Raw genomic sequence first — 25,350 nt, 5'->3', positions numbered from 1 at the left:
CCGCCACGGCGGGTTATTTTATGGCCGGGTTTTTCCAGCCCTGCCACTGGTTCACGATGTACTTCGCCATCCCGCTCTGACTGATGCTTTCACCAATTACGGAGAAATAGCGCGTGGCGTACACCGGCTCAGGCGGCTGTTTGCTGTTGCAAATTTTCACGCCCCGGAACGGATTACGCGGCGTAGTAGAGGGCGGCGGCGTCAGGTTCGGCGTTGAGGTATCGGTTTGTGGCTCATTCAGCAGGCTGCTCGGCCGTACCAGCGTGATATCCGCAGGCAAGCTGTACACCATCTGCTGCAAGACGCGCACGGTGGAAGGGTGGGGATGTCCAATAGCGATGGCAGAGCCGTTGCGCCGCGCCAGCGCTACAGCACGATTAAACTGGGTGCGGATATCGGCTTCGTTTTGGGTGTCGTCGAGAAACACTTTGCGCTTAATGACTTTCACGCTAGTGCCTGCCGCCGCGCGCATTGCCTGGCTGTTGCCGATGGTCATGCTGTCGAGGAAATAGAGGTTATAACGCCCCAGCGCCTGCATCACTTTTTGCATACCGAACAGGCTGGAGGTCATGGCGCTGCCCATATGGTTGTTCAGGCCCACGGCATGCGGCACGTTGCCAACCGCATCGCGGATAATGCGCTCGATTTCATCACTGCTCATTTCTGGTCGCAGCGTGTCTTTTTCCAACGGCTGTTTGCTGAGCGGTGCCATAGGCAAGTGGATCAAGACCTCATGGCCGCTGTTGTGGGCTTTGGTGGCCATTTCCCGGGCGTGCGGCGCATTAGGCAGAACGGCGACGGAAATCGCGGGCGGCATAGCCAGGATCTGGTTTTCGGTTTGTGGGCGATAACCAAAGTCATCAATCACTATCGCCAGTTTGCCCGCCATGGCCGGGGTGAATACCGCCAGACTGGCGGCAAGTGAAAGCAGTAATCGTCGAAATTGAAGCAAAACTTATCTTCCCAACCACGGTTGTGGGTTAACGGCTTGTCCCTGCCGACGAATTTCGAAATAGAGTGAAGGGCGGCCCTGACCGCCGCTGTTGCCTACCAGCGCGATAGGCTGACCGGCGCGAACCTGGGTCCCGACGCTAACCAGCGCGCTTTGGTTGTAACCGTACAGGCTCATATCGCCTTTACCGTGTTCAACCACCACCACAAGGCCATAGCCTTGCAGCCAGTCGGCGAGGATCACGCGGCCATCGGCAATGGCTTTAACTTCCGTGCCTTCCGACGCGCCGATAACAATCCCTTTCCAACGTAGTTCACCTTGTAGCTGTTCGCCATAGCGATGCAGTAAAGAACCGCGTACCGGCCAGTACGCCTGGCCGCGCGGCGAGCCCAGCCCACCGGTGCGCGACATCAGCGACTGTTCGCTTTCGGTCGGCTTGTAGGTGGTGCCTTTACGGCTGGCTTCCTGCTGTTTGCTACGCACTTGCTCGGCTTCGCGGGCTTCCCGTTCGGCGCGAGCCTTAGCCGCTGCTTCCGCACGGGCGATGCTGTTGCGCAAGCGCGATTCGTTCTGGCGCATCTCGCTAAGCTGGTTCTGGCCCTGCTGGATAGAAGATTCCAGACCGCTAATCGTCTTCTTACGCTCGTTACGCGCCTGTTCAAGCTTCGCCTGCTGCGCCTGCTGTTCATACAGCAGGGTTTGCTGCTCGCTCTGCTTCTCTTCAAGCTCGGCTTTCTGCGACGCCACTTCTTCACGGGTCTGGCGCAGCTGCGCGATAGTTTCCTGACGCGCCTGGTTCAGGTAGCCGAAATAGGCCTGCAAACGCTGGCCGCGCTGGCTCTCTTCGCCGCTCAGAATGAGCTGGATGCCGGTGTGCTGGCCCTGGCGGAACGAGGCGTCGAGCTGGGCGGCGAGGTTACGCTCCTGCGAGGCTTTCTGTTTTTCCAGTTTGGCAATAGAGGCGTTCATCACGCTGATCTGGCGATTCAGTTGTGCAAGGCTGTTTTCGGTTTCACGCAAGGCACGGGTGGCGGCGGCGATAGCCTGTTCCTGGGCTTTTAGCTGCGCCAGAAGCGTGCTGCGTTGCTGTTGCTGTTGGCGTACCGCGCGCTCTTTGGCGGCGATATCCTGTTGAATGGATTTGAGCTGATCGCGCTCGTCCGCCGTGGCGGAAAATGGGTATAACAATACGCCAGCGCTAAGCACGCTGGCGTATAGCAGGGGCATTAAACAAAACCGCTGTGGTTTCATGCCCCGAATTGAAAAGTGCACCTTTCCCCTCATGGGGAGGGATTATTCCACGATGAACAGCGGCTTACCAGTCATCTCTTGCGGGATGTCCATGCCCATCAGGGACAGCATTGTCGGCGCGATATCAGACAATTTGCCGCCTTCTACCGCTTTAACCGATTTTTCACCCACATAAATCAGCGGAACTGGCAGGTTGGTATGCGCGGTGTGTGCCTGGCCGGTAGACGGGTCACGCATCTGCTCGGCGTTGCCGTGGTCAGCGGTAATCAGCAGCTGGCCGCCAACAGACTCAACAACTTCAGTCACTTGCGCGATGCAGTTATCCAGCGCTTCCACCGCTTTCACCGCTGCGTCAAACACGCCGGTGTGACCAACCATGTCGCCGTTCGGGTAGTTGCAGATAATGGCGTCATATTGACCGCTGCGGATCGCGGCGGTTAATTTTTCGGTTAATTCTGCAGAGCTCATTTCCGGTTGCAGGTCGTAAGTCGCCACTTTCGGAGAATTGATAAGGATGCGATCTTCGCCCGCGAAGGAATCTTCCACGCCACCGTTAAAGAAGAAAGTGACGTGGGCGTATTTTTCGGTTTCAGAAATACGCAGTTGGGTTTTGTCGTTTTTCGCCATCCATTCGCCGAAGGTGTTAACCAGAGAGCTCGGCGGGTAAGCGCAGGCGGTGTCAATGTTGGCGGCGTATTCGGTCAGCATCACGAAGTTAGAGAACTTCACGACTTTCTTACGGGCGAAACCGTCGAAATCGGCGTTAACAAACGCGCGGGTGATTTGACGGGCGCGGTCGGCACGGAAGTTCATGAAAATCAGCGCATCGCCGTCTTCCATCGCGGCGTCTGGCTGGCCTTCAGCGCGGATCACGGTTGGTTTAACGAATTCGTCGTTTTCGTCACGCGCATACGCAGCTTCCAGAGCGGCAACGGCGCTGTCTGCCTGGTATTCGCCCTGTGCCAGGGTCATCAGATCGTAAGCCAGCTCTACGCGGTCCCAACGGTTGTCGCGGTCCATGGCGTAGTAGCGGCCAATAATAGTGGCGATACGGCCTTTTCCCTGGGCGGCGAAGGTTTCTTCAAAGCGTTTCAGGCTGGATTCGGCGCTGCGCGGCGGGGTGTCGCGTCCGTCCAGGAAAGCGTGCAGGTAGATTTTTTCCGCGCCGCGTTCTGCTGCCAGTTCCACCATCGCCAGGATGTGGTCTTCGTGGCTGTGTACGCCGCCTGCGGAGAGCAGGCCCATGATGTGCACGGCCTTGCCGAAAGCAACTGCGGTATCTACCGCGCTGGTCAGTACCGGGTTAGAGAAGAAAGTACGTTCTTTAATTTCAACGTCCAGACGGGTCAAATCCTGATACACGATGCGGCCCGCGCCCAGGTTAACATGGCCCACTTCGGAGTTGCCCATTTGGCGATCCGGTAGACCCACTTCCAGACCTGATGCGTCAATCAGAGTATGCGGATGTTTTGCCCACAGGCTGTCCATTACCGGTGTTTTAGCGCTGAAAATAGCGTTATCCTGCTGATCTTCACGGTAGCCGTAGCCGTCCAGAATCATCAGGACCATTGGTTTTTTAGAAACCGACATTGCGATAACCTCATTGCTCAAAGATAAAAAATTTGCGTAATTTTACTACAACTTATTGGCACGAATAGCCGCAGAAGATCAAAAAAAGCGGGCGGGTAGTCTGTCCCTTTTGGCGCTTTTGGTCATTTTTTCCGTAACAGCCCGCAGAATATGCATTACCTGTCGCGCGCTGGCTGTAATTGGACCAATGCAAAGGTATACTCCTCACCTGGTTTTTTTCACTTAGTCGGGAGCCTTTACCCCCCATGCAAGAAATTATGCAATTCGTTGGCCGTCACCCCATACTTAGTATCGCCTGGGTCGCGTTACTGGGGGCGGTGCTCTTTACCACGTTCAAAAGCCTTACTTCTAAAGTGAAGGTGATCTCGCGTGGTGAAGCGACGCGTTTAATCAACAAAGAAGACGCAGTGGTGGTGGATATTCGTCAGCGCGACGATTTCCGCAAAGGCCATATCGCCAGCGCCCTGAACGTACTGCCCAATGAAATCAAAGCCAATAACACGGGCGAGCTGGATAAGCATAAAGCGCAGCCGATTATTGTGGTTGATGGCAACGGCATGTCAGCCCAGGAATCTGCTAACGCGCTGATGAAAGCCGGTTTCGAGCGTGTATTCGTGCTGAAAGACGGTGTAGCAGGCTGGAGTGGTGAAAACCTTCCACTGGTGCGCGGAAAATAACTCACGCTAAGGTATCGTCATGGCCAATATCGAAATCTATACCAAAGTGACCTGCCCTTACTGCCATCGTGCAAAAGCATTACTGGCGAGCAAAGGCGTCGCGTTTGAAGAGCTACCCATTGACGGGGACGCTGCTAAACGGGAAGAGATGATTAAGCGCAGTGGCCGCACCACGGTGCCGCAAATTTTTATTGATGCACAGCACATTGGCGGTTGTGACGACTTGTATGCGCTGGATGCGCGTGGTGGACTCGATCCCCTGTTGCGCTAGCGCTGCTTCGCCGTAAGGCACTTTGAAGGACAAACAATAAAGGGTTTACACATGTCAGAACAAAACAACACTGAAATGACCTTTCAGATCCAACGCGTTTACACCAAGGATATCTCTTTTGAAGCACCGAATGCGCCGCATGTGTTTCAGAAAGACTGGCAGCCGGAAGTCAAACTGGACCTGGATACCGCATCCAACCAGTTAGCAGACGACGTTTATGAAGTGGTTCTGCGCGTAACTGTCACCGCTACGCTGGAAAACGACACCGCGTTCCTGTGCGAAGTACAGCAGGCGGGCATCTTCTCCGTTGGCGGCATCGAAGGCACGCAGCTGGCGCATTGCCTGGGCGCATACTGCCCGAATATTCTGTTCCCGTATGCACGTGAATGTATTACTAGCCTGGTTTCCCGCGGCACGTTCCCGCAACTGAACCTTGCGCCGGTTAACTTCGACGCGTTGTTCATGAACTATCTGCAACAGCAGTCCGGCGAAGGTGCGCAAGACCATCAGGATGCCTGATGAATAACACTACTGCTTCAATGACAGTCATCGGTGCCGGCTCTTACGGCACCGCTCTTGCCATTACCCTGGCCAGAAACGGCCACCAGGTTGTGCTCTGGGGCCACGATCCTAAACATATCGCGACGTTAAAGGCTGACCGCTGCAACGCCGCGTTTCTCCCGGATGTGCCTTTCCCCGATTCTCTCCGTCTTGAAAGCGATCTCGCTACCGCGCTGGCGGCCAGCCGCAATATTCTGGTGGTGGTGCCAAGCCATGTGTTCGGCGAAGTGCTGCGCCAGATTAAACCGCTGATGCGCAGTGATGCGCGCGTGGTCTGGGCCACCAAAGGGCTGGAAGCGGAAACCGGGCGTCTGTTGCAGGACGTTGCTCGTGAAGCGCTGGGCGAGGATATCCCGCTGGCGGTGATCTCCGGGCCGACGTTTGCCAAAGAGCTGGCGGCAGGCCTGCCGACGGCGATTTCGCTGGCGTCCACTGATGAAACCTTCACTGAAGATCTTCAACAGCTGCTGCACTGCGGGAAAAGCTTCCGCGTTTACAGCAACCCGGACTTCATCGGCGTGCAGTTGGGCGGCGCGGTGAAAAACGTTATCGCGATTGGCGCCGGGATGTCTGACGGTATCGGTTTTGGCGCGAATGCGCGTACCGCGTTAATTACCCGCGGGCTCACCGAGATGACGCGTCTTGGTGCCGCACTGGGCGCCGATCCCACCACCTTTATGGGGATGGCGGGCCTGGGCGATCTGGTGCTGACCTGTACTGACAATCAGTCCCGTAACCGCCGTTTCGGCATGATGCTTGGACAAGGCATGGACGTCACCACTGCCCAGCAGACCATTGGCCAGGTGGTGGAAGGTTATCGCAACACCAAAGAAGTGCGTGAGTTAGCGGCGCGCTTTGGGGTGGAGATGCCAATAACCGAGGAAATTTATCAAGTATTGTATTGCGGAAAAAATGCGCGCGAGGCAGCATTAACGTTGCTCGGGCGAGCACGCAAGGACGAGAAAAGCAGTCATTAATGGAGCCCCCTGTTACCTTTATTGCGCACCGGTAAGATCGTTTACCGGGCGCTGCTTGTTTTTCTGGAGAGAGCAATGCCGTGTGAAGAACTGGATTTGGTATGGAATAACATAAAAGCCGAAGCGAGGGCGCTCGCCGACTGCGAGCCAATGCTTGCCAGTTTTTACCATGCTACGTTGCTAAAACATGAAAATCTCGGCAGTGCGCTGAGCTATATGCTGGCGAACAAACTGGCGTCACCGATTATGCCCGCCATCGCGATCCGTGAAGTGGTGGAAGAGGCGTATGACGCCGACCCGCAGATGATTGAATCCGCCGCCTGTGATATTCAGGCCGTGCGTACCCGCGACCCGGCGGTAGATAAATACTCCACGCCGCTGCTGTATCTGAAAGGCTTCCATGCGTTGCAGGCGTACCGTATCGGTCACTGGCTGTGGAATCAGGGCCGTCGCGCGCTGGCGATTTTCCTGCAAAACCAGGTGTCGGTTTCCTTCCAGGTGGATATTCACCCGGCGGCGAAAATTGGCCGCGGTATTATGCTCGACCACGCCACCGGCATTGTGATTGGTGAAACCGCCGTGGTGGAAAACGATGTCTCCATCCTGCAATCCGTGACCCTGGGCGGTACCGGTAAAACCAGCGGCGATCGCCATCCGAAAATCCGTGAAGGGGTGATGATTGGCGCGGGGGCGAAAATTCTCGGCAATATTGAGGTCGGGCGCGGCGCGAAAATCGGCGCGGGCTCGGTGGTCTTGCAACCGGTTCCCCCACATACCACCGCCGCAGGCGTACCGGCACGTATCGTCGGCAAGCCGGAAAGCGATAAACCCGCTATGGATATGGATCAGCATTTCAACGGCGTGAATAATGGCTTCGAATACGGCGACGGTATTTAACTGCGCAGTACGGCGCCCGCGTAATCGAGCTGGCGCCACGCTTCATACACCACCACCGACACCGCGTTAGATAAGTTCATGCTGCGGCTGTCCGGCATCATCGGAATACGAATTTTTTGCTGCGCGGGCAGGGCATCCAGCACGCTCGCCGGTAACCCACGCGTCTCCGGGCCAAACACTAAATAATCGCCAGCGGCATAGCTCACTGCGCTGTGGGCGGGCGTGCCTTTGGTGGTTAACGCGAACAGGCGCTCCGGTTTTTGCGCGTCCAGGAAAGTCTCGTAGCTGGCATGACGGGTTACGGCGGCAAACTCATGATAATCCAGACCCGCCCGGCGCAGGCGCTTGTCATCCCAGGTGAATCCCATCGGCTCGATGATATGCAGTTTAAAACCGGTGTTGGCGCACAGGCGGATGATGTTGCCTGTGTTCGGCGGAATTTCAGGTTCGAAAAGTACGATATTAAGCATAAGGCCCCCATCAACAAGGGGCGCAGAATAGCAGAAGTGAGCGGGGAGAAAAACGCGTCTCTCCGTTATGCAGAGAGACGCGGTTATCAGGTGCGGCGATACAGCGGTAGCCAGATCACCAGACGCAGACCGCCGAGCGGGCTGTCTTCGGCTTTGACCCAGCCACGATGCTGCTGAATAGCGGTTTCGACAATCGCCAGGCCAAGCCCGGTGCCGCCGGATTCCCGGTCGCGCGCCTCATCGGTACGGTAGAACGGCCGGAAAATCTGCTCCCGGTCTTCCGGGCTGACGCCAGGACCATCGTCGTCCACCGTGACGGTAATGCCCTCTTTATCCACCGAGAAGCTGACGCAAATCTGGGTGTGCGAATAGCGCAGGGCATTGCGCACAATGTTTTCCAGCGCGCTTTCCAGCGCATTTGGGTTGCCGTACAGCAGCCACGGCCCGGGCGGGTAAGCCACTTCGAACGATTTGCCCATCTGCTCGGCTTCAAACGCGGCGTTATCCAGCACTTCGCGCCACAGCTGGTTGGCCTTCATGGTCTCGCTGACCAGCGCATTTTTTTGCTGATTGCGCGACATCACCAGCAGGTCGTTGATCATGCTGTCCAGCCGGTGGGCTTCCGTTTCAATGCGCTCCAGCTCTTTGCTTTCGCCAGCCCGCCGGCGCAGCAGCGCGGTGCCCAGTTGCAGGCGCGTGAGCGGCGTGCGTAGCTCATGGGAGATATCAGACAGCAACCGCTGCTGGGTGGTCATCATACGTTCAAGCGCCGTCACCATCTGGTTAAAGCTGGCTCCCGCCGCGAGAAACTCTTGCGGCCCGGCTTCCAGTTCCGGGTGCTGGCGTAAATTACCCTGCGCCACTTCATCGGCGGCATTTTTCAGCTTACGCGCCGGTTTCGCCAGGCTCCAGGCCAGCCATAACAACAATGGCGAGCTGACCAGCATGGTAACGATGAGCAGCAATAGCGGGCGGTCGAACAACAGGTTGATAAAGTCAGATTGCGAGTTGCTGGCCGGGCGGATCAGGTAAAGCTGATAGTTGTCTTCACCGTCACGCACGGAAAAGGGGCCGACCATTTCCTGGCGACCGTACTTTTTCTTTTGCGGATGATCGGAGTTATCTGCCTGGCCGATAAAGTTGCGAATGATCTGCATTTCGCTGCGTTCTGCGCCTATCACGCGCCCTTCGCTGGTGACCAGTACCAGGCGTTGACCCGGCGGTGCCCACTTGTCAATGGCGCGGAATAGCCTGCGCCACCACATCAAATCATTGGGCGGGTCGTTAGCCAGTTCAGCTTCGACATGCTGTTCAATCATCACGCCCTGGCGTTGCTCGCTTTCCAGCAGCTCGGTCATTTGACGTGAATCGAGCTTCGGCAACATCAATACCAGCATCAAAACCAGGGCCAGGGTCAGCCAAAAAATCGCAAATATTCGCGCGGTCAGGCTACCAATCATGAAGCGGATACCATCAGGTAACCCCGTCCACGTAAGGTTTTAAACCACGGATGCCCATCTTTACGATCCGGCAGTTTGCGGCGCAGATTAGAAATATGCATATCAATGGCGCGATCGAACGGCGTCAGGCGCTTCCCTAACACTTCCTGGCTGAGATGCTCCCTGGACACCACCTGGCCTAAATGCTGGGCCAGCAGATAAAGCAGGGTGAATTCGGTGCCGGTAAGTTCCAGCGCGGTGCCGTCGAAGCTGGCTTCCTGGCGGCCTGGATTCAGGCTCAGGGCATCAACTTCCAGGTTCGGCGAGCCGTTGTCGCTGTTTTGCTGCTGCTCGCTCCAGTGGGAACGGCGCAGGATAGCGCGAATACGCGCCACCAGTTCACGGTCATTGAACGGCTTCGGTAAATAGTCATCCGCGCCCAGTTCAAGGCCTAACACGCGGTCCAGTTCGCTACCGCGCGCGGTCAGCATGATTACGGGTGTCTGGTGATTCTGACGTAGCTCTTTAAGCGTATCGATACCGTTTTTCTTCGGCATCATCACGTCGAGCAAAAGCAGGTCGATGCTGTCATCCAGAAGATTAAGCGCCTGCTCGCCATCGTGGGCAACCTGCACATTAAAACCTTCCATGTCGAGAAGCTCTTTTAAAAGAGAAGTGAGTTCACGATCATCATCAACTAACAGGATTTTATTCATTGTTAATACCTCCGAGGCAAAAATTACGTCATCAAGGCCCGGTAATCCATGACTTTACGTTGTTTTACACCCCCTGACGCATGTTTGCAGCCTGAATCGTAAACTGGTCCTCGTTGAATCGCAGCACCCAAGTTTCCAGGAGTCAGTGATGCGCAAAGTTACCGTTGCCGTCATGGCCTCAACACTGGCATTAAGTACGTTCGCAAGCCAGGCTGCTGAAGTCGTTACAGGCGATAACTGGCACCCCGCAGAAGGGCTGGCGCAACGAAACAGTGTGCAGAGCCATATGTTTGACGGCATTCGATTAACCGAAAAGCAACGTCAACAGATGCGCGACCTCATGCAGCAGGCGAAGCATGAACAGCCGCCTGTTAATGTTAGCGAAATGGAGACCATGCATCGCCTGGTCACCGCAGAAAATTTTGATGAAACCGCTGTGCGGGCTCAGGCCGAAAAGATGGCACAAGAGCAGGTGGCGCGCCAGGTCGAGATGGCGAAAGTGCGCAACCAAATGTACCGGCTGTTAACGCCGGAGCAGCAAGCGGTTTTAAACGAGAAGCACCAGTATCGCATGCTTCAGTTGCGGGAAGTCTCGCAAATGCAACGGTCCTCCTCGGCAAACGTGTTTAGTAGCAGTACCCGTAGTAACCAGTAACAACCCTGTTTTCCTTGCCATAGACACCATCCCTGTCTTCCCCTCCCTAACCGGAGGGGTTTTTTTTGCGTCATTTTCAGCGTTACAAGTCCAGTACCTCACCGCCAGCGAAAAAATTATACCGCCAGTTTGCCTAAAAAATAGCGCATCGCGGGGTGAAATGCTGCGTATTTATGGTGCGGTAAATAATCATCCTTCGGCTAATTTACAGTCATTGCTGGCGGATAAGGCGAGTAATTTTGTTTACCTGTCGCATATCGATGCTGACAGATGAACAAATATCGGTTCAAAGGAAAAATCTTTTTTCGAGAGATTATTCATTCCCGATTAACCGGCATACTCCATAATAGAAAGAAGGATATTATCATGGCACTCCCGATTCCTCCTGCCCCGGCACCGCGTGCACCTGTCGTACAAGGTATTGATATTAATAATGCTCTGGTTATTGATCACATTAATAAATATGAATTGATGCTGGCCAATATCTCACCAAGTATGACTCAGCAAAATGCCATTATTATCGCCAACCCATTTAATACTGCGCCATTGTGCCTCTACCTGGGCTTCTACTGGCCGACAGCGGCTGAAACAGTGACGATTACCGTGGCGGATAAAGCCGAGATTAATATTCCGCTGACATTTACCCAGCCTGTGGTTCCCGGCGCGAACCTGGTGCCTGTTGCGGGTTTAATTCCTGATACCAGTAATATCATCACCCTGAAAACATCTGCCGCAACCACGCAGCATGAATATATCACCAGCGCATTACCGCCCACTGATGCGGATTCACCGACGGGCTTTCAGAAATTCCCGGTGATCTCTCTGGTTAAACCGGTTGTTGATCCTGCGGCTCTGGCACCGGGCCTGTATTTTACCACCCATTTTAACCGTTATAATTTAGCCATTGATTATCAGGCGGTTGTCCGCTGGTACACTTCGCAGGAAATCCCGTCGTACAATATGATGCGTTTACCGAATGGGCATTTTCTTTCCGCAGCGCAGAATTTCAACGCATTTAAAACGATGTACGAATTTGACATGATGGGGCGCGTCTGGGCAGTCTATGAACTGGATAACGAACTTCACCATTCGTTATTTCTGCGGCCTAACGGCCAGTTGGTCGTAGGGTCTGAATATTCCGGTTTACGCCCTGACGGCACCCACTCAGTGGAAGATGGGGTCTCGTTTATCGACCTGAGCACCGGCTATGAAACCGCATATTACGATATGAATTATGTAATGGATCGTAATCGTCCAACACGCCCTTCCGCCGCTGACGCCACGCTTAACGACTGGCTGCATATTAACCAGTGTTACGTTAATGAGACCAATCAAATTCTGGTGTGTTCTTCACGTCATCAGAGTGCGGTATTTGGTGTCGATCTTGCTACTTCGCAGCTCGTTTTTATTTTGGGTAACCATGAAAACTGGTCAGCAGATTATGCCGATTATCTGCTAACGCCTTGCGACGAGAATAATCAACCGCTGGACTGGACGCAGGATGAACTGAATCAAAATTACTGGAACTGGGGTCAGCATAACGCGATTGAGGTGGCGAACAGTAATATTGGCTTCCTGGATATCTCATTATTTAATAATAGTAATTATCGTTCCAACGATGATTCGAAAAGCGTCGAATCTGTTGATAACCAAAGCCGTATCGATCATTTCCGGATCGATCTTAATGCCAAAACGGTGTCTAAATTATCGGAAGTCTCTGGCGGCAACAAAGGTTACAGCAGCCTGTGCGGCGCAAAAGAAATCCAGTCCAATGGTAATATCGTCGTGCATTATGGCGGCGCAACGTTTGATGAAAAAGGACAGGCAATTACCTGTGATCCCGGTGCCAGCGATATTATTTATGCCGGATGGGGTGATACCGCAGAAGGAATTTTGCCGTTGCAGGAGATTTCCAGTACGGGTGAAATCTTATTCGATGTGACCTTCCGCTCTGGTCGGGCAAAAAGCGAGGCTGTCGACGGCCCAGGCTTCCGCTATGACATGACGGCATTTCGCGTTTATAAAATGCCGCTGTTTTAAACCGACGCGGTTGTCATTTATTGCAGGGTGCTTAGGCACCCTGTTTTTGTTGCGTGAATGCGTGATATTTCAATGCCCCGCACCTCCTCTGGCATCTTGTTAACCATGCGACGCGCCTAAGCGCTATCCGTTATACTGGCATCATTAATTACGGGAGCGTTTATGATTGAGTCATATGGGCGTCTGGTCAGTCGCGCCGCCATTGCCGCTACGGTCATGGCGTCGCTGCTGCTGATTGTCAAAATCTTTGCCTGGTGGAAAACCGGCTCGGTCAGTATTCTGGCTGCACTGGTGGATTCGCTGGTGGATATCGCCGCCTCGCTGACCAACCTGCTGGTGGTGCGCTACTCCTTACAGCCTGCCGATGACGAACATGCGTTCGGCCACGGTAAAGCCGAGTCGCTGGCCGCTCTGGCGCAGAGCATGTTTATCTCCGGCTCGGCGCTGTTTCTGTTTCTTACCGGTTTCGAGCGGCTGGCGAACCCCGCGCCGATGGAATCACCGCAGATTGGTATCAGCGTTACCGTTATTGCCCTGATCAGCACCCTGATCCTGGTGACGTTTCAGCGCTGGGTGGTGCGTAAGACAAAAAGCCAGGCGGTGCGGGCAGATATGCTTCATTATCAATCTGATGTTATGATGAACGGCGCTATTCTGGTTGCGCTTGCGCTTTCCTGGTATGGCTGGCATCGGGCTGATGCCTTGTTTGCGCTGGGTATTGGCATCTATATATTATATAGCGCGTTACGAATGGGCTATGAAGCCGTCCAGTCACTGCTGGACCGCGCATTACCGGATGATGAACATCAGGTCATCATCGACATTGTTTCATCGTGGCCTGGTGTCCGGGGCGCACACGATCTTCGCACGCGGCAGTCAGGGCCGACCCGCTTTATTCAAATCCATCTGGAAATGGACGACAACTTACCGCTGGTTCAGGCGCATATTGTGGCTGAGCAAGTGGAACAAGCGATCCTGGGGCGTTTTCCGGGATCGGACGTGATTATTCATCAGGATCCCTGCTCTGTTGTGCCGCAGGGGCGACAGGGAAATTTCCAGCTTTAATTGCCGCTGGAAAAGTGAGCCAAACGGCTTTTTTTGTATAATTTACCGCCGTTCGGTCTGACCTGAATCAATTCAGCTGGAAGCTATTGATATACTATCTGCATCATTAGCCCATCGCCTGGTGATGCAGGTGTTTCCGGCAACAGGATTCAATATTGTATTCTACGTTCAGAGGTAGTCATGATTAAGAAAATCGGGGTATTGACGAGTGGCGGTGATGCGCCAGGCATGAACGCCGCCATTCGCGGCGTGGTGCGCGCCGCGCTGACAGAAGGTCTGGAAGTTTTTGGTATTTATGACGGCTATCTCGGCCTGTATGAAGACCGTATGGTTCAGCTCGACCGTTACAGTGTGTCTGACATGATTAACCGTGGCGGCACATTCCTGGGTTCCGCTCGTTTTCCTGAGTTCCGCGAAGAACACATTCGCGCAGTGGCTATCGAGAACATGAAAAAACGCGGTCTGGACGCGCTGGTGGTTATCGGCGGCGACGGCTCCTATATGGGTGCGAAGCGCCTGACCGAAATGGGCTTCCCGTGCATCGGCCTGCCGGGCACCATTGATAACGACGTTGCCGGTACTGACTACACCATCGGTTACTTCACCGCGCTGAGCACCGTGGTTGAAGCTATCGACCGTCTGCGTGATACCTCTACCTCTCACCAGCGTATTTCTATCGTTGAAGTGATGGGCCGTTACTGCGGCGACCTGACCCTGGCGGCAGCGATTGCCGGTGGTTGCGAATTTATCGTTCTGCCGGAAGTGGAATTCAACCGCGACGACCTGGTGGCGGAAATCAAAGCCGGTATCGCGAAAGGCAAGAAACACGCCATTGTGGCCATTACCGAGCACATCTGTGATATCGATGAACTGGCGCGCTACATTGAAGCCGAAACCCAGCGTGAGACTCGCGCTACAGTACTGGGCCACATCCAGCGTGGCGGTTCTCCAGTGCCTTACGACCGTATTCTGGCTTCCCGTATGGGCGCATATTCCATTGAACTGCTGCTCCAGGGCCATGGCGGTCGCTGCGTGGGCATTCAGAACGAAAAGATGGTTCACCACGACATCATCGACGCTATCGAAAATATGAAGCGTACCTTCAAAGGCGACTGGCTCGACTGCGCCAAAAAACTTTACTGATCAAAAAGCCGGGTTCGCCCGGCTTTTTATTGCCTGATGTTATTCCCCAAAGTTATAGCCAATCTTTTTTTATTCTTTAATCATCTCAGGCATTTCTGGCAGGCTATTTTCATACACACAATTTAGAAGAGAGCGTGCGATGAATAAGTTTGGCGTGGGATTAACATTGCTTCTGGCATCGACCAGCGTACTGGCGAAGGATATTCAATTACTTAACGTGTCTTATGACCCGACGCGTGAACTGTACGATCAATACAATAAAGCCTTTAGCGAGCACTGGAAAAAAGAGACCGGCGATAACGTGTTGATCCGCCAGTCACACGGCGGTTCGGGCAAACAGGCGACTTCCGTCATCAACGGGATTGAAGCCGACGTCGTGACCCTGGCGCTGGCCTATGATGTTGACGCCATCGCCGAGCGTGGCCGCATTGATAAAAACTGGATCAAACGCCTGCCGGACAACTCCGCGCCTTACACTTCCACCATTGTTTTCCTGGTGCGCAAAGGCAACCCGAAACAAATCAAAGACTGGAATGATCTGGTGAAACCGGGCGTTTCCGTGATCACGCCAAACCCGAAAAGCTCCGGCGGCGCGCGCTGGAACTATCTGGGCGCCTGGGGTTACGCGCTCCATCAGAACAACGGCGATCAGGCTAAAGCACAGGAATTCGTTAAAGCGCTGTTCAAAAACGTTGAAGTGCTGGATTCCGGCGCACGCGGCTCAACCAATACCTTCGTTGAGCGCGGTATCGGCGACGTGCTGATTGCCTGGGAAAACGAAGCGTTGCTGGCAACCAACGAATTAGGCAAAGACAAATTTGAGATCGTTACCCCGAGCGAATCTATCCTGGCTGAACCGACCGTATCGGTAGTCGATAAAGTGGTAGAGAAGAAAGGCACTCAGGCCGTGGCCGAAGCCTATCTGAAATATCTCTACACGCCGGAAGGCCAGGAGATCGCCGCGAAAAACTTCTACCGCCCGCGTGATGAGCAAGTTGCGAAGAAATATGAAAGCGAGTTTCCGAAACTGAAGCTGTTCACCATTGACGAGGTGTTTGGCGGCTGGACCAAAGCCCAGAAAGAGCACTTCTCCAACGGCGGCACCTTCGACCAAATCAGTAAACGCTAAATCAGACGGCCCTTCGGGGCCGTTTTTGTGCCAGACTTCATCTTCACGAAGGCAAAGGGCATGAAGATGAAAAAAGCGCTGACCGTTCTGGTCTGTCTCCTGCTGATTATCGCCGCGATAGCGGGCGGCCTGTGGTTTTACTTCAAAGGCCAGTCAGACGCCCTGCGCGATATCGTGTTTCATCAGTGCGTGCCCAATCAACAGCGGCACGACAATCCTGCCCCCTGCGAAGAAGTGAAGATGGATGCCGGCTTTGTGATTTTTAAAGACCGCAACGGCCCGCTGCAATATTTGCTTATGCCCACCTGGCGTATTAACGGCATCGAAAGCCCGATGCTGCTGCATCCCAAAACCCCGAATTATTTCTGGCAAGCCTGGCAGGCACGGCGCGTAATGAGCGAGCGGCACGGCGCGGCGGTGCCGAATAACGTTGTCTCGCTAACCTTAAATTCGACACTGGGTCGCACCCAGAACCACCTGCATATTCATATTTCCTGCCTGCGCCCGGACGTGCGTGTAAAGCTAAACAGCGAAGCGGCGCGTATCAGCAGTCAGTGGCTGCCGCTGCCTGGCGGCATTGATGACACGCCGTATCTGGTGCGCCGGGTCAGCGAGGCGGAACTGGTTCGGCGCAGCCCTTTCATCATGCTGGCCCAGGAAGTACCGGGCGCGCGTGCCCATATGGGGCGCTTCGCGCTGGCCATGGCGCAGCAGCCCGACGGCTCTTTTGTGTTACTGGCGACCGAACGCAATCTGCTTAACCTCAATCTCGCCAATGCCGAACAGTTGCAGGATCACGACTGCGCACTGCTCAATTCACAATAATTTTTCTGCGCTTTATGGCGTGTCGTGGATACCGGCGGCACGCACACCCGTTTTTGCCAACGCGATCGCATTATCAGGCTGGATAAATCAGCCTGAGTGATATTTATTGTGAAACCGATCAAAAGATATAAAGGTATACCTTTATATCTTTTAAACGATCCCTACACTGACTGTGTGCCGCAAATAAACGGCGCACTGCTCATCACCAGGCAACTTTAACCGTTTCACTTTCAGGTAGTTAAATAAAACCCACAGCCATGCGTCTTCAGACCGGGCTCACCAGGGATACCGTCATGAAACTTTCTATCGTGGAAAAAATAGGTTTTGGCGCAGGGGATATGGCGATTAATGTCGTTATCATCGCCATGCAGCTCTTGCTCGCCTACTTCTATACCGACATTTACGGCCTGCGGGCGGCGGATGTCGGCGTGCTGTTTGTTGTCGTGCGCATGATCGACGCGATTATCGATCCGGCCATGGGGATTCTCACCGATAAATTTACTACCCGCTGGGGCCGCTACCGCCCGTGGATGATCTGGTTCGCCATCCCTTTCGGCTTTGCGGTGTATCTGATGTTCATCACTCCCGACGTGGCCTACACCGCCAAACTGGCGTGGGCGTACTTTACCTACATTCTGATGACGCTGGTCTATACCGCCATCACCATCCCTTATATTTCACTGATCGGGGTGATTACCGATGATCCGGTAGAACGCCTGAGCGCCAACGGCTATCGCTTCGTAATGACCAAAATCGCCGCGTTCCTGGTGACCATCGTGGTTCCGATGCTGGCGGTATGGCTGGGGCAGGGCAATAAGGCGCTGGGCTATCAGCTCTCTATGGGCCTGATGGGCATTATGGGTGCGCTGCTGTTCGTGTTCTGCTTCTTCACTACCCGCGAGCGCAGCGAACCGGAAATCCCGTCAATGTCGCTGAAAACGCAATTCACCTATCTGCTGCGTAACGATCAGTGGATTATTCTCGGTGTGGTCATTCTGCTGTTGATGTGCGGCTACGTGATCCGCGGCTCGGTTGCGGCCTATTACGCAAAATACTTTCTCGGCGGCGGCGACAGCCTGATCTCTCCATTCCTGACCGTAGGCGTCGTGGCCTCGATACTGGCGATGATCGTCACCACCTGGGTTACCAAGTTCTACGACAAAATCAAAATGTTCCGTTATACCCAACTGATGACCTTCGTGCTGAGTATCGCCATGTATTTCGTGGTGGGGCGTGAAAACCTGATCCTCGCATTTGTTTTCTATTTCCTGATCAACTTCTTCTGCGACATGCAAATGCCGGTGTTCTGGTCGTCGATTGCGGAAGCGGTGGATTACGGCGAGAAAAAGAACGGCCTCCGTGTCTCTGGCCTGGCGTTTGGCGGCATTCTGTTCTTCCAGAAATTTGGCATGGGCATCGCGGGCGGCATCCTCGGCTTCTTGCTGAGCTATTTCGGTTATCAGGCGGATGCGGTACAGAGCGACCGGGCGCTGATGGGTATTGCGCTGATGATGACCCTGATCCCGGCGGTGTTCCATCTGGTGATTGGTTTGCTGATGAAAAAGTACCTGATCAATAACGACTATTACCGGGAAATCCGCGCTGAGCTTACCCAGCGTGCGGTGTAAGGAGGCGCATATGCAACCCGTTAAAAAGGTTTGGGTTATTGGCGATGCCTCGGTGGATTTAGTGCCGGACACCGACAAAACCTATCTGAAATGCCCCGGCGGCGCGTCGGCAAACGTGACGGCTTGTATCGCGCGCCAGGGCGGAAACTGCGGATTCATTGGCCGCCTGGGCGACGATGACGCCGGGCGGTTTCTGAAGGATGTCCTGCAAAAAGAGGGCGCGGACGTCACGCAGTTGCGGCTTGATGCGCGCCTCACCAGTGCGGTGCTGATCGTCAATTTATCGCCTGACGGCGAGCGCAGCTTCACCTACCTGGTGAAGCCCAGCGCCGACACCTTTGTCGACATCGCTGATTTGCCGGTTTTCCAGCCCGGCGAGTGGTTCTACTTCAGTTCAATTGGGCTCACGGATTCACCCGCGCGGGAAGCCTGCCTGGAAGGCGCGCGGCGCATGCGCGCAGCAGGCGGCCAGGTGATGTTTGACGTCAATCTGCGGGAGAGCATGTGGCGCGACGCCAGCGAGATCCCGGCGCTCATGGCGCAGTCCGTGGCGCTGGCCAGCATCTGCAAAGTGTCTGCCGATGAGCTGTGCCGTCTGGGCAATGTGGCTCGCTGGCAGGACGCGCGCTACCTGCTGCGGGAAATGGGCTGCGGCACCACCGTGATTTCACTGGGCGCGGCGGGTGCGTATCTGATTTGCCCGCAGGGCGAGCAGCATTTCCCGGCCCCGCAGGTTCCTGTCATCGACACCACCGGCGCGGGCGACGCGTTTGTCGGCGGCCTGCTGTTGCACCTTTCCCGGTGCGAAAGCTGGGGAATGACGGAGCTTGCCGGGGCCATCCGCCACGCCAACGCCTGCGGCGCGCTGGTGGTTACCGCCAAAGGAGCGATGACCGCGCTACCGTACCCCCACCAGTTAACCGATTTTCTCGCCGCGCATCCGTGCGGCGTAGACCCCGTTCATTCGTAAAGGAGTTAGTCATGCACGTTGATCACAATAAAATTTTAGGTTGTTTAGTGGGGGCCGCCGCCGCTGATGCCATGGGCGCGGCGACGGAAGTCAGAACCCAGCAGCAGATTAAAGACTATTTTGGCGGCTGGGTGACCACCTTCCAGAAACCGCCTGCGGATACCTTTGGCCGCTGTAACGACGCAGGAATGTGCACCGATGACTTTATCCAGGCGAAATACATTATCGACGCGCTGTTGAACCACCAGCGCCAGGTCACCGACGAGGTGATGCGCGAAGCCTTTACCCGCTGGCTGGCCTATCCCTTCTACGCCAACTTCACCGGCCCAACGACCCGGGCGGCCATGAAAGCGCTGTTCAACGATAATCGCGCGTCATTGCAGGGCGAACTGGAAGGCGAAAAGCAGTCAGTGCAGATCGTCAACAAAGGGAATGCCGAAGCCACTAACGGCGCGGCGATGAAAATCTGGCCGGCGGCGGTTCTGCATCCTGGCGATCTGGAGCAGGCGATCGATGCGGCGCTGAAGATTACCCGCTTCACCCATAACAACGTGCTGGCGATGTCCGGCGCTGCGGCAATGGCGGCGGCGACCAGCGAAGCGCTGCGGGCGACTACCAGCGCCGATAGCATTATTGCGGCGGGCATTTACGGTGCCGATCGCGGCTACGCACTGGCCCAGCAGCAGGGGGCGATGATGGTCGCCGGTCCGTCGGTGGCGCGGCGTATCGAACTGGCGGTGGCCATCGGTAAACGGCACGCCAGTTGGGAAACCGCGATTGTGGAAATCAGCGATATCATCGGCACTGGCCTGCATGTCAGCGAAGCGGTGCCCGCCGCCTTTGGCCTGTTCGCGTGTTGTCCCGATTCTGCGGTTGATGCTATCATTTCCGCCGTTAATATCGGCAATGACACCGATACCGTTGCCACCATGGTTGGGGCACTTTCCGGCGCATTCCACGGCGCGAATGCCTTCCCTGACGATTATTTAACGACCGTCAATCGAATGAATAATTTCGATTTGGCTGAGCTTGCCAGGCAGATTGCGGGGTAGCCGAGCGTTTACCTTGCCGGGGACGGGTTAACCGTCCCCCTGCTGGCGGAAATTCGAGGTAAACAGGTTGCAGGTCGATAAGGCAAGTTTCACACCGCTCTACAAGCAGCTGTTCTACATCATCTGCCAGCATATTCAGGATGGAACCTGGGCCTTAGGCAGCCAGCTTCCGACCCAGAAAGAGATTGCCCGCACCTATAACGTTTCGTTAATCGTGGTGAAACAGGCCTGGAGCGAACTGATCAACGCCGGGGTGATCACGTCCCAGCGCGGCAGCGGTTCGGTAGTCAGCGCAGTACCGGAAGGCGTCAGCTACGGTCATACGTTTCGCGGCATTACCAGCGACTTACGCGATGCCAGCGTGGCAATCGAAAACCGCATTCTTGATATCGGCCCGCGTCGCGCCAGGGATGCGCTGGCGGATGGCCTGAGTCTGCCGTCGCACCACCACTTCCTGTTTATTTCCCGCATTCGTTACCTGAACCAGCGCCCGTTCAACCACGAAAAAATCTATCTGGATCTGTCGTTCTTTCCGGGGCTCAGCCTCACTGCGGACGATCTGGCCAATACGTCGCTCTACAGTTTGCTGAATGTCAGCAGCGATTCTGCGACGGAAAAAGTCGACGCTATTCTCCCCACGCCCGATTTGTGCGAAAAGCTGCAAATCCCGGAAAATAAACCGCTGCTCTCCGTGGCGCGGCAGACCTTTCTGGCGGGCCAGGAACGCCCGTTTGAATACTGCCGCTATTACGTCCTGTCTGACTACTTCGGTGAGATTCATTATCACTAACCTGCCGGTTCTGGTGGGGAAGGTGAGATTTACTTAACCCAGGGCTGCCCGTAGACTTGCTGCAAAAAACGACAGGAGACAGGTATGTCGCTTTGGCTTTCCCACCCGCTATTCCTTCCTTCGCTGGTGATTGGCATCACCATTGTGCTCTGGGCCACCTCGCTATTGCCGGAGTTTATTACCGCATTGCTGTTCTTCACCGTGGCGATGGTGGCGAAAATCGCTCCGGCAGACACGCTGTTCGGCGGCTTCGCCTCGTCGGCGTTCTGGCTGGTATTCAGCGGCTTTGTGCTGGGCGTGGCAATCCGTAAAACCGGCCTGGCTGACAGAGTGGCGAGGGCGCTGTCGGCGCGGCTTAACGACTCCTGGTGGCTGATGGTGGCAAGCGTAGTGCTGCTCAGCTATGCGCTGGCGTTTGTTATGCCGTCTAACATGGGCCGCATCGCGCTGTTAATGCCTGTCGTGGCGGCGATGGCGAAACGCTTTGGCATTGAAGACGGCACCCGCAGCTGGTACGGGCTGGCGCTGGCGGTCGGTTTCGGCACGTTCCAGCTTTCCGCCACCATTCTGCCCGCTAACGTGCCTAACCTGGTGATGAGCGGCGCGGCGGAGGGCTCGTATGGCATTCATCTTAACTATCTGCCCTATTTGCTGCTGCATACACCGGTGCTCGGCCTGCTGAAAGGCTTTTTGCTGATCGTACTGATTTGCTGGATGTTCCCCGGCAAGCCGACGCCGCCGAAAACCCTCGCGCCAATGGGGCCGATAAGCGGCGCGGAAAAACGCCTGGCCTGGATGCTGCTGGTGGTACTGACGCTGTGGGTTACCGAAAGCTGGCACGGCGTTGGGCCAGCCTGGACCGGGCTGGCGGCGGCGGTCATTACGCTGCTGCCGCGTGTGGGCTTTATCAATGGCGATGAGTTCGCCAGCGGGGTGAACTTCCGCACCTGTATTTATGTCGCCGGGATCCTCGGGCTGGCGATCACCGTGACGGAAACCGGCCTGGGGCGCGTGGTAGGGGAATCGTTATTGAAAGTAATGCCGCTTGACCCGCAACGGCCCTTTACCAGCTTTGTGGCGCTGACCGGCATTACCTCGGCGCTGAACTTCATTATGACCGCCAACGGCGTCCCGGCGCTGTTTACCACACTAGCACAGAGTTTCTCACAGGCGACGGGCTTCCCGCTGCTGTCGGTAATTATGATTCAGGTGCTGGGCTATTCAACACCGCTGCTGCCGTATCAGGCGTCGCCCATCGTAGTGGCAATGGCGCTGGGTAAAGTGCCTGCCAGGGCGGGGATCAAGCTGTGTCTGGCGCTGGCGGTGGTCACGTTCCTGATTTTACTGCCGCTGGATTACGCCTGGTTCCGGCTATTGCACCAGCTATAAAAACAAAAAACCCTGCCTCGGCAGGGTTTTTTTATGGCAGCGTAATTACGCTTTTTTCGCTTCAGCCGCTGCTTTCACGATTACCGCAAAAGCATCCGCTTTCAGGGACGCGCCGCCAACCAGCGCGCCGTCGATATCCGGCTGGGTGAACAGTTCTGCTGCGTTCGCTGCGTTAACGGAACCGCCGTACTGAATGATCACTTGATTAGCGATGTCAGCGTCAACTTTAGCGATATGGTCACGGATGAATTTGTGAACCGCCTGAGCCTGCGCCGGGGTAGCCGATTTGCCGGTACCGATAGCCCATACTGGCTCGTAAGCGATAACCACGCCTTCGAACGCGCTTGCGCCCTGGGTTTTCAGCACCGCGTCGATTTGACGTGCGCAAACTTCTTCCGTTTTGCCCGCTTCGTTTTCCGCTTCGGTCTCACCGATGCACAGAACCGGGATCAGACCCTGCTCTTTCAGAACAGCGAATTTTTTAGCGATGAACTCGTCGGATTCAGCGTGATAAGTACGACGCTCGGAGTGACCGATGATGATGTATTTCGCACCGATATCTTTCAGCATTTCGGCAGAAGTTTCGCCGGTGAATGCGCCAGACAGGTTAACGTCAACGTTTTGCGCGCCGAGGGCGATATGGCTGCCGGACACGGCATGTTTAGCCTGATCCAGGTAGATTGCCGGCGGGGCAATCGCCACACCGCAGCCGTCCACGCCAGAAAGCTCTTTACGCAGGTTGGCGATCAGCTCGTTTACCATATGGCGGCTGCCGTTCAGTTTCCAGTTACCCATCACTAAAGGATGTCGCATTTCAATTCTCCACGCGGTCAAGCGAATTAAGGAAGATTGCTGCCATTCCGGCAGCGCGGTCTGTCAAACAGTATAGAGATTCACGCCTGGAATGGCTTTGCTTTTTGTCATTTATTGTTTCCTTCCAGGTTATCAGATAGCGCCAGCTTAATCGGTTCAATGGCGAACGTTAGCCCCTTTTCGCCGTTATCTGCTACTACATAGCGGATGGCGCCTTCCGTTTGCTGGTAATAGCGCTTGTTTTTCGCGGAGGTCAGCAGCGTAGTCATTCTTTTCTGGCTTTGGGCTTTGCTGAACGGCACGAAAACGCGCATCACCGCCGCCATATATTCCAGCGCTTTGGCTTTCGCGGCTTTTTGTTCCGGCCCCTGAATCGGCAGCCAGGTGATTTGCATCGATTTAATCTTCAGCGTGCCGCGCTCCAGGGCGCTGGAAGCATACAGATTCTCGTTGATCTTGGTGGCGGCGCGGGTAATCGCGTCTTTATCCTGACTTGAGGTAATGGCGCGGAACTCGCTGAGCGCCAGCGGGGCGCTATCCTGATTAAATCTTTCGCGGAACTGGGAAATCGTCAGGTCGAAAGAGGGCGCGCCAGGCAGCAGATAGGGCGCTTTTCCCGGCTGATCCGCGTCGTCGTTTTCCGGCGCGGCAAGGCCTGCCGCCAGCGGCAAGCAGAGTAATAAGATAGCGAACAGTGACTTTATCAAACCTGGCTCCCGATAACTGGTTACAGCGATTAAAACGATAACGAGGCGGCTTGTCAAAATTGACCGGGTTCAGGGTAAACTACGCCACATGATGATGATAAGGATAATTTATGACCCTACAGCAATGGCTGTTCTCATTTAAGGGGCGCATTGGGCGTCGCGATTTCTGGATTTGGATTGGTTTGTGGCTGATGGCAATGGCGTTGCTGTTTATCCTGGTCGCCAACGGCATCCTTGACGCGCAAACGGGGGCATTTGTGCTGGTCTGCCTGCTGTGGCCGACATCCGCCGTGGTGGTAAAACGCCTGCACGATCGTGGGAAATCCGGCCTGTGGGCGCTGTTTATGATTCTGGCGTGGATGCTGCTGGCCGGGAACTGGGCGGTGCTGGGCGGCATGTGGCAGTGGGTGGTCGGGCGCTTTGTTCCCACGCTGATTATGGTGATGCTGCTGCTCGACCTGGGGGCGTTTATCGGCACCCCCGGCGAGAATAAATACGGTAAAGACACGCTGGATGTGAAATACCGTTGATTTACCAGTAATGCTCCGCCGTCATATGGCCCGGACGGCGGCGCAGGTGTTTGGTCATTTGCCGGGTCTCTTTCAGCAACTGCTGGGTATCCCGCACCATCTGCGGGTTGCCGCACAGCATCACATGGCTGTTTTCGGGCAGCATCGTCAGGCCCACCGCTTTTTCCAGCTCGCCATTGTCAATCAGCGCCGGAACGCGCCCGGTCAGCGAGCCTGGAACGGTTTCACGGCTGACCACGGTCTGGATCCGCAGCTTCCCTTCGTAACGCTGCTCAAGCGCCTGCATCAGCGGCAAATAGCTTAAATCGGCGGCATAACGCGCGGCGTGTACCAGCACGATGTGTTTAAAGCGCTCGAGATCTTTGCCGTACTGGAGAATCGACAGATAGGGGCCAATGGCGGTGCCGGTCGCAAGCATCCACAGCGTGTCGCAGTCTGGCACTTCTTCCAGCACGAAAAAGCCCGCCGCGTCGCTGACGATATTGATTTCATCGCCAGGCTGCATGACATGAAGACGCGGGCTGAGTTTGCCTTCCGGCACGTTGACCAGATAAAACTCCAGCGCCGGATTATCAGGCGCGTTGACGTAAGAGTAAGCGCGCTGCACCCGTTCGCCGTCGATTTCCAGCCCCAGCTTGGCGAACTGCCCGGCCGTAAACGGGGCGACCGGCGCGTCGATGGTGAGACTAAACAGTGCGTCAGTCCAGTGCTGAACCTGTGTGACTTTGCCTTTTACCCATTCCGCCATGATTTACTCCACCGATGAATACCCTTTTATCTTGCTGAGGTGAGCCGCAGATTTCCAGCCCTGGC

26 protein-coding genes are annotated in these 25,350 nt (G+C 55.3%); 17 read left to right on the top strand and 9 right to left on the bottom strand.

What is annotated here, in order from left to right:
- Nucleotides 1-13 precede the first annotated feature (13 nt).
- The 3 genes from ACVV26_RS21805 to gpmM are packed head-to-tail and all read right to left on the bottom strand — an operon-like array spanning nucleotide 14 to nucleotide 3,793.
- Nucleotides 14-952, bottom strand: coding sequence for a divergent polysaccharide deacetylase family protein (locus ACVV26_RS21805; RefSeq protein ID WP_474799306.1), 939 nt, complete (start codon nucleotides 950-952; stop codon nucleotides 14-16).
- A gap of 3 nt (nucleotides 953-955) precedes the next feature.
- Complete coding sequence (gene envC, locus ACVV26_RS21800) at nucleotides 956-2,236, bottom strand: murein hydrolase activator EnvC (protein ID WP_474799304.1); 1,281 nt, start codon at nucleotides 2,234-2,236, stop codon at nucleotides 956-958.
- Between the two features lie 9 nt (nucleotides 2,237-2,245).
- Nucleotides 2,246-3,793, bottom strand: coding sequence for a 2,3-bisphosphoglycerate-independent phosphoglycerate mutase (gene gpmM, locus ACVV26_RS21795; RefSeq protein WP_474799302.1), 1,548 nt, complete (start codon nucleotides 3,791-3,793; stop codon nucleotides 2,246-2,248).
- A 245-nt stretch (nucleotides 3,794-4,038) separates the two neighbouring features.
- Here gpmM and ACVV26_RS21790 point away from each other — a divergent pair, with 245 nt between their 5' ends.
- From ACVV26_RS21790 to cysE, 5 genes are all read left to right on the top strand, one after another.
- Nucleotides 4,039-4,470 carry a rhodanese-like domain-containing protein gene (locus ACVV26_RS21790; protein ID WP_161659563.1) on the top strand — a complete coding sequence of 144 codons (432 nt, stop codon included), beginning with the start codon at nucleotides 4,039-4,041 and terminating at the stop codon, nucleotides 4,468-4,470.
- Nucleotides 4,471-4,489: 19 nt separating this feature from the next.
- A complete protein-coding gene (grxC, locus tag ACVV26_RS21785) occupies nucleotides 4,490-4,741 on the top strand; it encodes a glutaredoxin 3 (protein WP_125294979.1) in 252 nt (83 codons plus the stop codon).
- A 51-nt stretch (nucleotides 4,742-4,792) separates the two neighbouring features.
- Complete coding sequence (secB, locus tag ACVV26_RS21780) at nucleotides 4,793-5,260, top strand: protein-export chaperone SecB (protein ID WP_002436726.1); 468 nt, start codon at nucleotides 4,793-4,795, stop codon at nucleotides 5,258-5,260.
- On the top strand, nucleotides 5,260-6,279 hold the full coding sequence (gene gpsA / locus ACVV26_RS21775; protein ID WP_474799301.1) for an NAD(P)H-dependent glycerol-3-phosphate dehydrogenase: 1,020 nt from the start codon (nucleotides 5,260-5,262) through the stop codon (nucleotides 6,277-6,279). Before secB ends, gpsA begins: the two co-directional genes overlap by 1 nt.
- A 75-nt stretch (nucleotides 6,280-6,354) precedes the next feature.
- Nucleotides 6,355-7,176, top strand: coding sequence for a serine O-acetyltransferase (gene cysE, locus ACVV26_RS21770; protein WP_312983219.1), 822 nt, complete (start codon nucleotides 6,355-6,357; stop codon nucleotides 7,174-7,176).
- Here the strand turns inward: cysE and trmL are convergent.
- From trmL to cpxR, 3 genes are all read right to left on the bottom strand, one after another.
- On the bottom strand, nucleotides 7,173-7,646 hold the full coding sequence (gene trmL / locus ACVV26_RS21765; RefSeq protein WP_474799300.1) for a tRNA (uridine(34)/cytosine(34)/5-carboxymethylaminomethyluridine(34)-2'-O)-methyltransferase TrmL: 474 nt from the start codon (nucleotides 7,644-7,646) through the stop codon (nucleotides 7,173-7,175). The genes cysE and trmL overlap by 4 nt on opposite strands.
- Nucleotides 7,647-7,732: 86 nt before the next feature.
- Nucleotides 7,733-9,106, bottom strand: coding sequence for an envelope stress sensor histidine kinase CpxA (gene cpxA, locus ACVV26_RS21760; protein ID WP_312983215.1), 1,374 nt, complete (start codon nucleotides 9,104-9,106; stop codon nucleotides 7,733-7,735).
- Complete coding sequence (gene cpxR, locus ACVV26_RS21755; protein WP_474799299.1) at nucleotides 9,103-9,801, bottom strand: envelope stress response regulator transcription factor CpxR; 699 nt, start codon at nucleotides 9,799-9,801, stop codon at nucleotides 9,103-9,105. The genes cpxA and cpxR overlap by 4 nt, the downstream gene beginning before the upstream one ends.
- 148 nt (nucleotides 9,802-9,949) lie before the next feature.
- Between cpxR and cpxP the strand changes: the two genes are divergently transcribed.
- The 11 genes from cpxP (at nucleotide 9,950) to ACVV26_RS21700 (ending at nucleotide 22,487) form a co-directional block, all read left to right on the top strand.
- Nucleotides 9,950-10,456, top strand: coding sequence for a cell-envelope stress modulator CpxP (gene cpxP / locus ACVV26_RS21750; RefSeq protein ID WP_474799297.1), 507 nt, complete (start codon nucleotides 9,950-9,952; stop codon nucleotides 10,454-10,456).
- 270 nt (nucleotides 10,457-10,726) lie between these two features.
- A complete protein-coding gene (locus tag ACVV26_RS21745) occupies nucleotides 10,727-12,496 on the top strand; it encodes an aryl-sulfate sulfotransferase (protein WP_474799296.1) in 1,770 nt (589 codons plus the stop codon).
- Between the two features lie 162 nt (nucleotides 12,497-12,658).
- The gene (fieF, locus tag ACVV26_RS21740; protein WP_474799295.1) at nucleotides 12,659-13,561 is read left to right on the top strand and encodes a CDF family cation-efflux transporter FieF; all 903 of its coding nucleotides are present in this window, start codon (nucleotides 12,659-12,661) and stop codon (nucleotides 13,559-13,561) included.
- Nucleotides 13,562-13,741: 180 nt separating this feature from the next.
- Nucleotides 13,742-14,704, top strand: a complete 963-nt coding sequence (gene pfkA, locus ACVV26_RS21735; RefSeq protein WP_312983211.1) for a 6-phosphofructokinase — start codon at nucleotides 13,742-13,744, stop codon at nucleotides 14,702-14,704.
- A 139-nt stretch (nucleotides 14,705-14,843) separates the two neighbouring features.
- Nucleotides 14,844-15,833, top strand: coding sequence for a sulfate ABC transporter substrate-binding protein (locus tag ACVV26_RS21730; RefSeq protein ID WP_474799294.1), 990 nt, complete (start codon nucleotides 14,844-14,846; stop codon nucleotides 15,831-15,833).
- Nucleotides 15,834-15,893: 60 nt separating this feature from the next.
- Nucleotides 15,894-16,658 carry a CDP-diacylglycerol diphosphatase gene (locus tag ACVV26_RS21725; protein ID WP_474799293.1) on the top strand — a complete coding sequence of 255 codons (765 nt, stop codon included), beginning with the start codon at nucleotides 15,894-15,896 and terminating at the stop codon, nucleotides 16,656-16,658.
- A gap of 293 nt (nucleotides 16,659-16,951) precedes the next feature.
- Entirely contained in the window at nucleotides 16,952-18,286 is a 1,335-nt protein-coding gene (locus ACVV26_RS21720) for an MFS transporter (protein ID WP_474799291.1), read from the top strand.
- Between the two features lie 10 nt (nucleotides 18,287-18,296).
- Nucleotides 18,297-19,256, top strand: coding sequence for a PfkB family carbohydrate kinase (locus ACVV26_RS21715; protein ID WP_474799290.1), 960 nt, complete (start codon nucleotides 18,297-18,299; stop codon nucleotides 19,254-19,256).
- An 11-nt stretch (nucleotides 19,257-19,267) separates the two neighbouring features.
- Nucleotides 19,268-20,308, top strand: a complete 1,041-nt coding sequence (locus ACVV26_RS21710) for an ADP-ribosylglycohydrolase family protein (protein WP_474799289.1) — start codon at nucleotides 19,268-19,270, stop codon at nucleotides 20,306-20,308.
- Between the two features lie 67 nt (nucleotides 20,309-20,375).
- Nucleotides 20,376-21,098, top strand: coding sequence for a GntR family transcriptional regulator (locus ACVV26_RS21705; RefSeq protein WP_312983201.1), 723 nt, complete (start codon nucleotides 20,376-20,378; stop codon nucleotides 21,096-21,098).
- A gap of 84 nt (nucleotides 21,099-21,182) precedes the next feature.
- Nucleotides 21,183-22,487: an SLC13 family permease gene (locus ACVV26_RS21700; RefSeq protein WP_474799288.1), complete on the top strand. Its 1,305-nt coding sequence runs from the start codon at nucleotides 21,183-21,185 to the stop codon at nucleotides 22,485-22,487.
- A 45-nt stretch (nucleotides 22,488-22,532) separates the two neighbouring features.
- Here the strand turns inward: ACVV26_RS21700 and tpiA are convergent, their stop codons facing one another.
- Entirely contained in the window at nucleotides 22,533-23,300 is a 768-nt protein-coding gene (gene tpiA / locus ACVV26_RS21695) for a triose-phosphate isomerase (RefSeq protein WP_002436761.1), read from the bottom strand.
- 107 nt (nucleotides 23,301-23,407) lie between these two features.
- Complete coding sequence (locus ACVV26_RS21690; protein ID WP_312985658.1) at nucleotides 23,408-24,004, bottom strand: DUF1454 family protein; 597 nt, start codon at nucleotides 24,002-24,004, stop codon at nucleotides 23,408-23,410.
- 113 nt (nucleotides 24,005-24,117) lie between these two features.
- Here ACVV26_RS21690 and ACVV26_RS21685 point away from each other — a divergent pair, with 113 nt between their 5' ends.
- Entirely contained in the window at nucleotides 24,118-24,537 is a 420-nt protein-coding gene (locus tag ACVV26_RS21685) for a DUF805 domain-containing protein (protein ID WP_474799287.1), read from the top strand.
- Between the two features lies 1 nt (nucleotide 24,538).
- Here the strand turns inward: ACVV26_RS21685 and fpr are convergent, their stop codons facing one another.
- Nucleotides 24,539-25,285: a ferredoxin--NADP(+) reductase gene (fpr, locus tag ACVV26_RS21680; RefSeq protein ID WP_474799286.1), complete on the bottom strand. Its 747-nt coding sequence runs from the start codon at nucleotides 25,283-25,285 to the stop codon at nucleotides 24,539-24,541.
- Nucleotides 25,286-25,350: the final 65 nt, after the last annotated feature.

Source organism: Atlantibacter sp. MEI4A-1023 (assembly GCF_056155425.1).
Note: the sequence above shows the minus strand (reverse complement) of the source record. Positions and strands in the feature narration are given on the sequence as shown.

Bases quoted from the DNA above. Each gene is read 5' to 3' on its own strand.
- cpxP (WP_474799297.1), top strand. From the start codon at position 9,950: ATGCGCAAAGTTACCGTTGCCGTCATGGCCTCAACACTGGCATTAAGT.
- ACVV26_RS21710 (WP_474799289.1), top strand. From the start codon at position 19,268: ATGCACGTTGATCACAATAAAATTTTAGGTTGTTTAGTGGGGGCCGCC.
- grxC (WP_125294979.1), top strand. From the start codon at position 4,490: ATGGCCAATATCGAAATCTATACCAAAGTGACCTGCCCTTACTGCCAT.
- tpiA (WP_002436761.1), bottom strand. From the start codon at position 23,300: ATGCGACATCCTTTAGTGATGGGTAACTGGAAACTGAACGGCAGCCGC.
- ACVV26_RS21720 (WP_474799291.1), top strand. From the start codon at position 16,952: ATGAAACTTTCTATCGTGGAAAAAATAGGTTTTGGCGCAGGGGATATG.
- fieF (WP_474799295.1), top strand. From the start codon at position 12,659: ATGATTGAGTCATATGGGCGTCTGGTCAGTCGCGCCGCCATTGCCGCT.
- gpsA (WP_474799301.1), top strand. From the start codon at position 5,260: ATGAATAACACTACTGCTTCAATGACAGTCATCGGTGCCGGCTCTTAC.
- secB (WP_002436726.1), top strand. From the start codon at position 4,793: ATGTCAGAACAAAACAACACTGAAATGACCTTTCAGATCCAACGCGTT.
- gpmM (WP_474799302.1), bottom strand. From the start codon at position 3,793: ATGTCGGTTTCTAAAAAACCAATGGTCCTGATGATTCTGGACGGCTAC.
- ACVV26_RS21715 (WP_474799290.1), top strand. From the start codon at position 18,297: ATGCAACCCGTTAAAAAGGTTTGGGTTATTGGCGATGCCTCGGTGGAT.
- ACVV26_RS21700 (WP_474799288.1), top strand. From the start codon at position 21,183: ATGTCGCTTTGGCTTTCCCACCCGCTATTCCTTCCTTCGCTGGTGATT.
- ACVV26_RS21730 (WP_474799294.1), top strand. From the start codon at position 14,844: ATGAATAAGTTTGGCGTGGGATTAACATTGCTTCTGGCATCGACCAGC.
- envC (WP_474799304.1), bottom strand. From the start codon at position 2,236: ATGAGGGGAAAGGTGCACTTTTCAATTCGGGGCATGAAACCACAGCGG.
- trmL (WP_474799300.1), bottom strand. From the start codon at position 7,646: ATGCTTAATATCGTACTTTTCGAACCTGAAATTCCGCCGAACACAGGC.
- ACVV26_RS21685 (WP_474799287.1), top strand. From the start codon at position 24,118: ATGACCCTACAGCAATGGCTGTTCTCATTTAAGGGGCGCATTGGGCGT.
- ACVV26_RS21790 (WP_161659563.1), top strand. From the start codon at position 4,039: ATGCAAGAAATTATGCAATTCGTTGGCCGTCACCCCATACTTAGTATC.
- pfkA (WP_312983211.1), top strand. From the start codon at position 13,742: ATGATTAAGAAAATCGGGGTATTGACGAGTGGCGGTGATGCGCCAGGC.
- cpxR (WP_474799299.1), bottom strand. From the start codon at position 9,801: ATGAATAAAATCCTGTTAGTTGATGATGATCGTGAACTCACTTCTCTT.
- fpr (WP_474799286.1), bottom strand. From the start codon at position 25,285: ATGGCGGAATGGGTAAAAGGCAAAGTCACACAGGTTCAGCACTGGACT.
- ACVV26_RS21745 (WP_474799296.1), top strand. From the start codon at position 10,727: ATGAACAAATATCGGTTCAAAGGAAAAATCTTTTTTCGAGAGATTATT.
- ACVV26_RS21725 (WP_474799293.1), top strand. From the start codon at position 15,894: ATGAAGATGAAAAAAGCGCTGACCGTTCTGGTCTGTCTCCTGCTGATT.
- cysE (WP_312983219.1), top strand. From the start codon at position 6,355: ATGCCGTGTGAAGAACTGGATTTGGTATGGAATAACATAAAAGCCGAA.
- cpxA (WP_312983215.1), bottom strand. From the start codon at position 9,106: ATGATTGGTAGCCTGACCGCGCGAATATTTGCGATTTTTTGGCTGACC.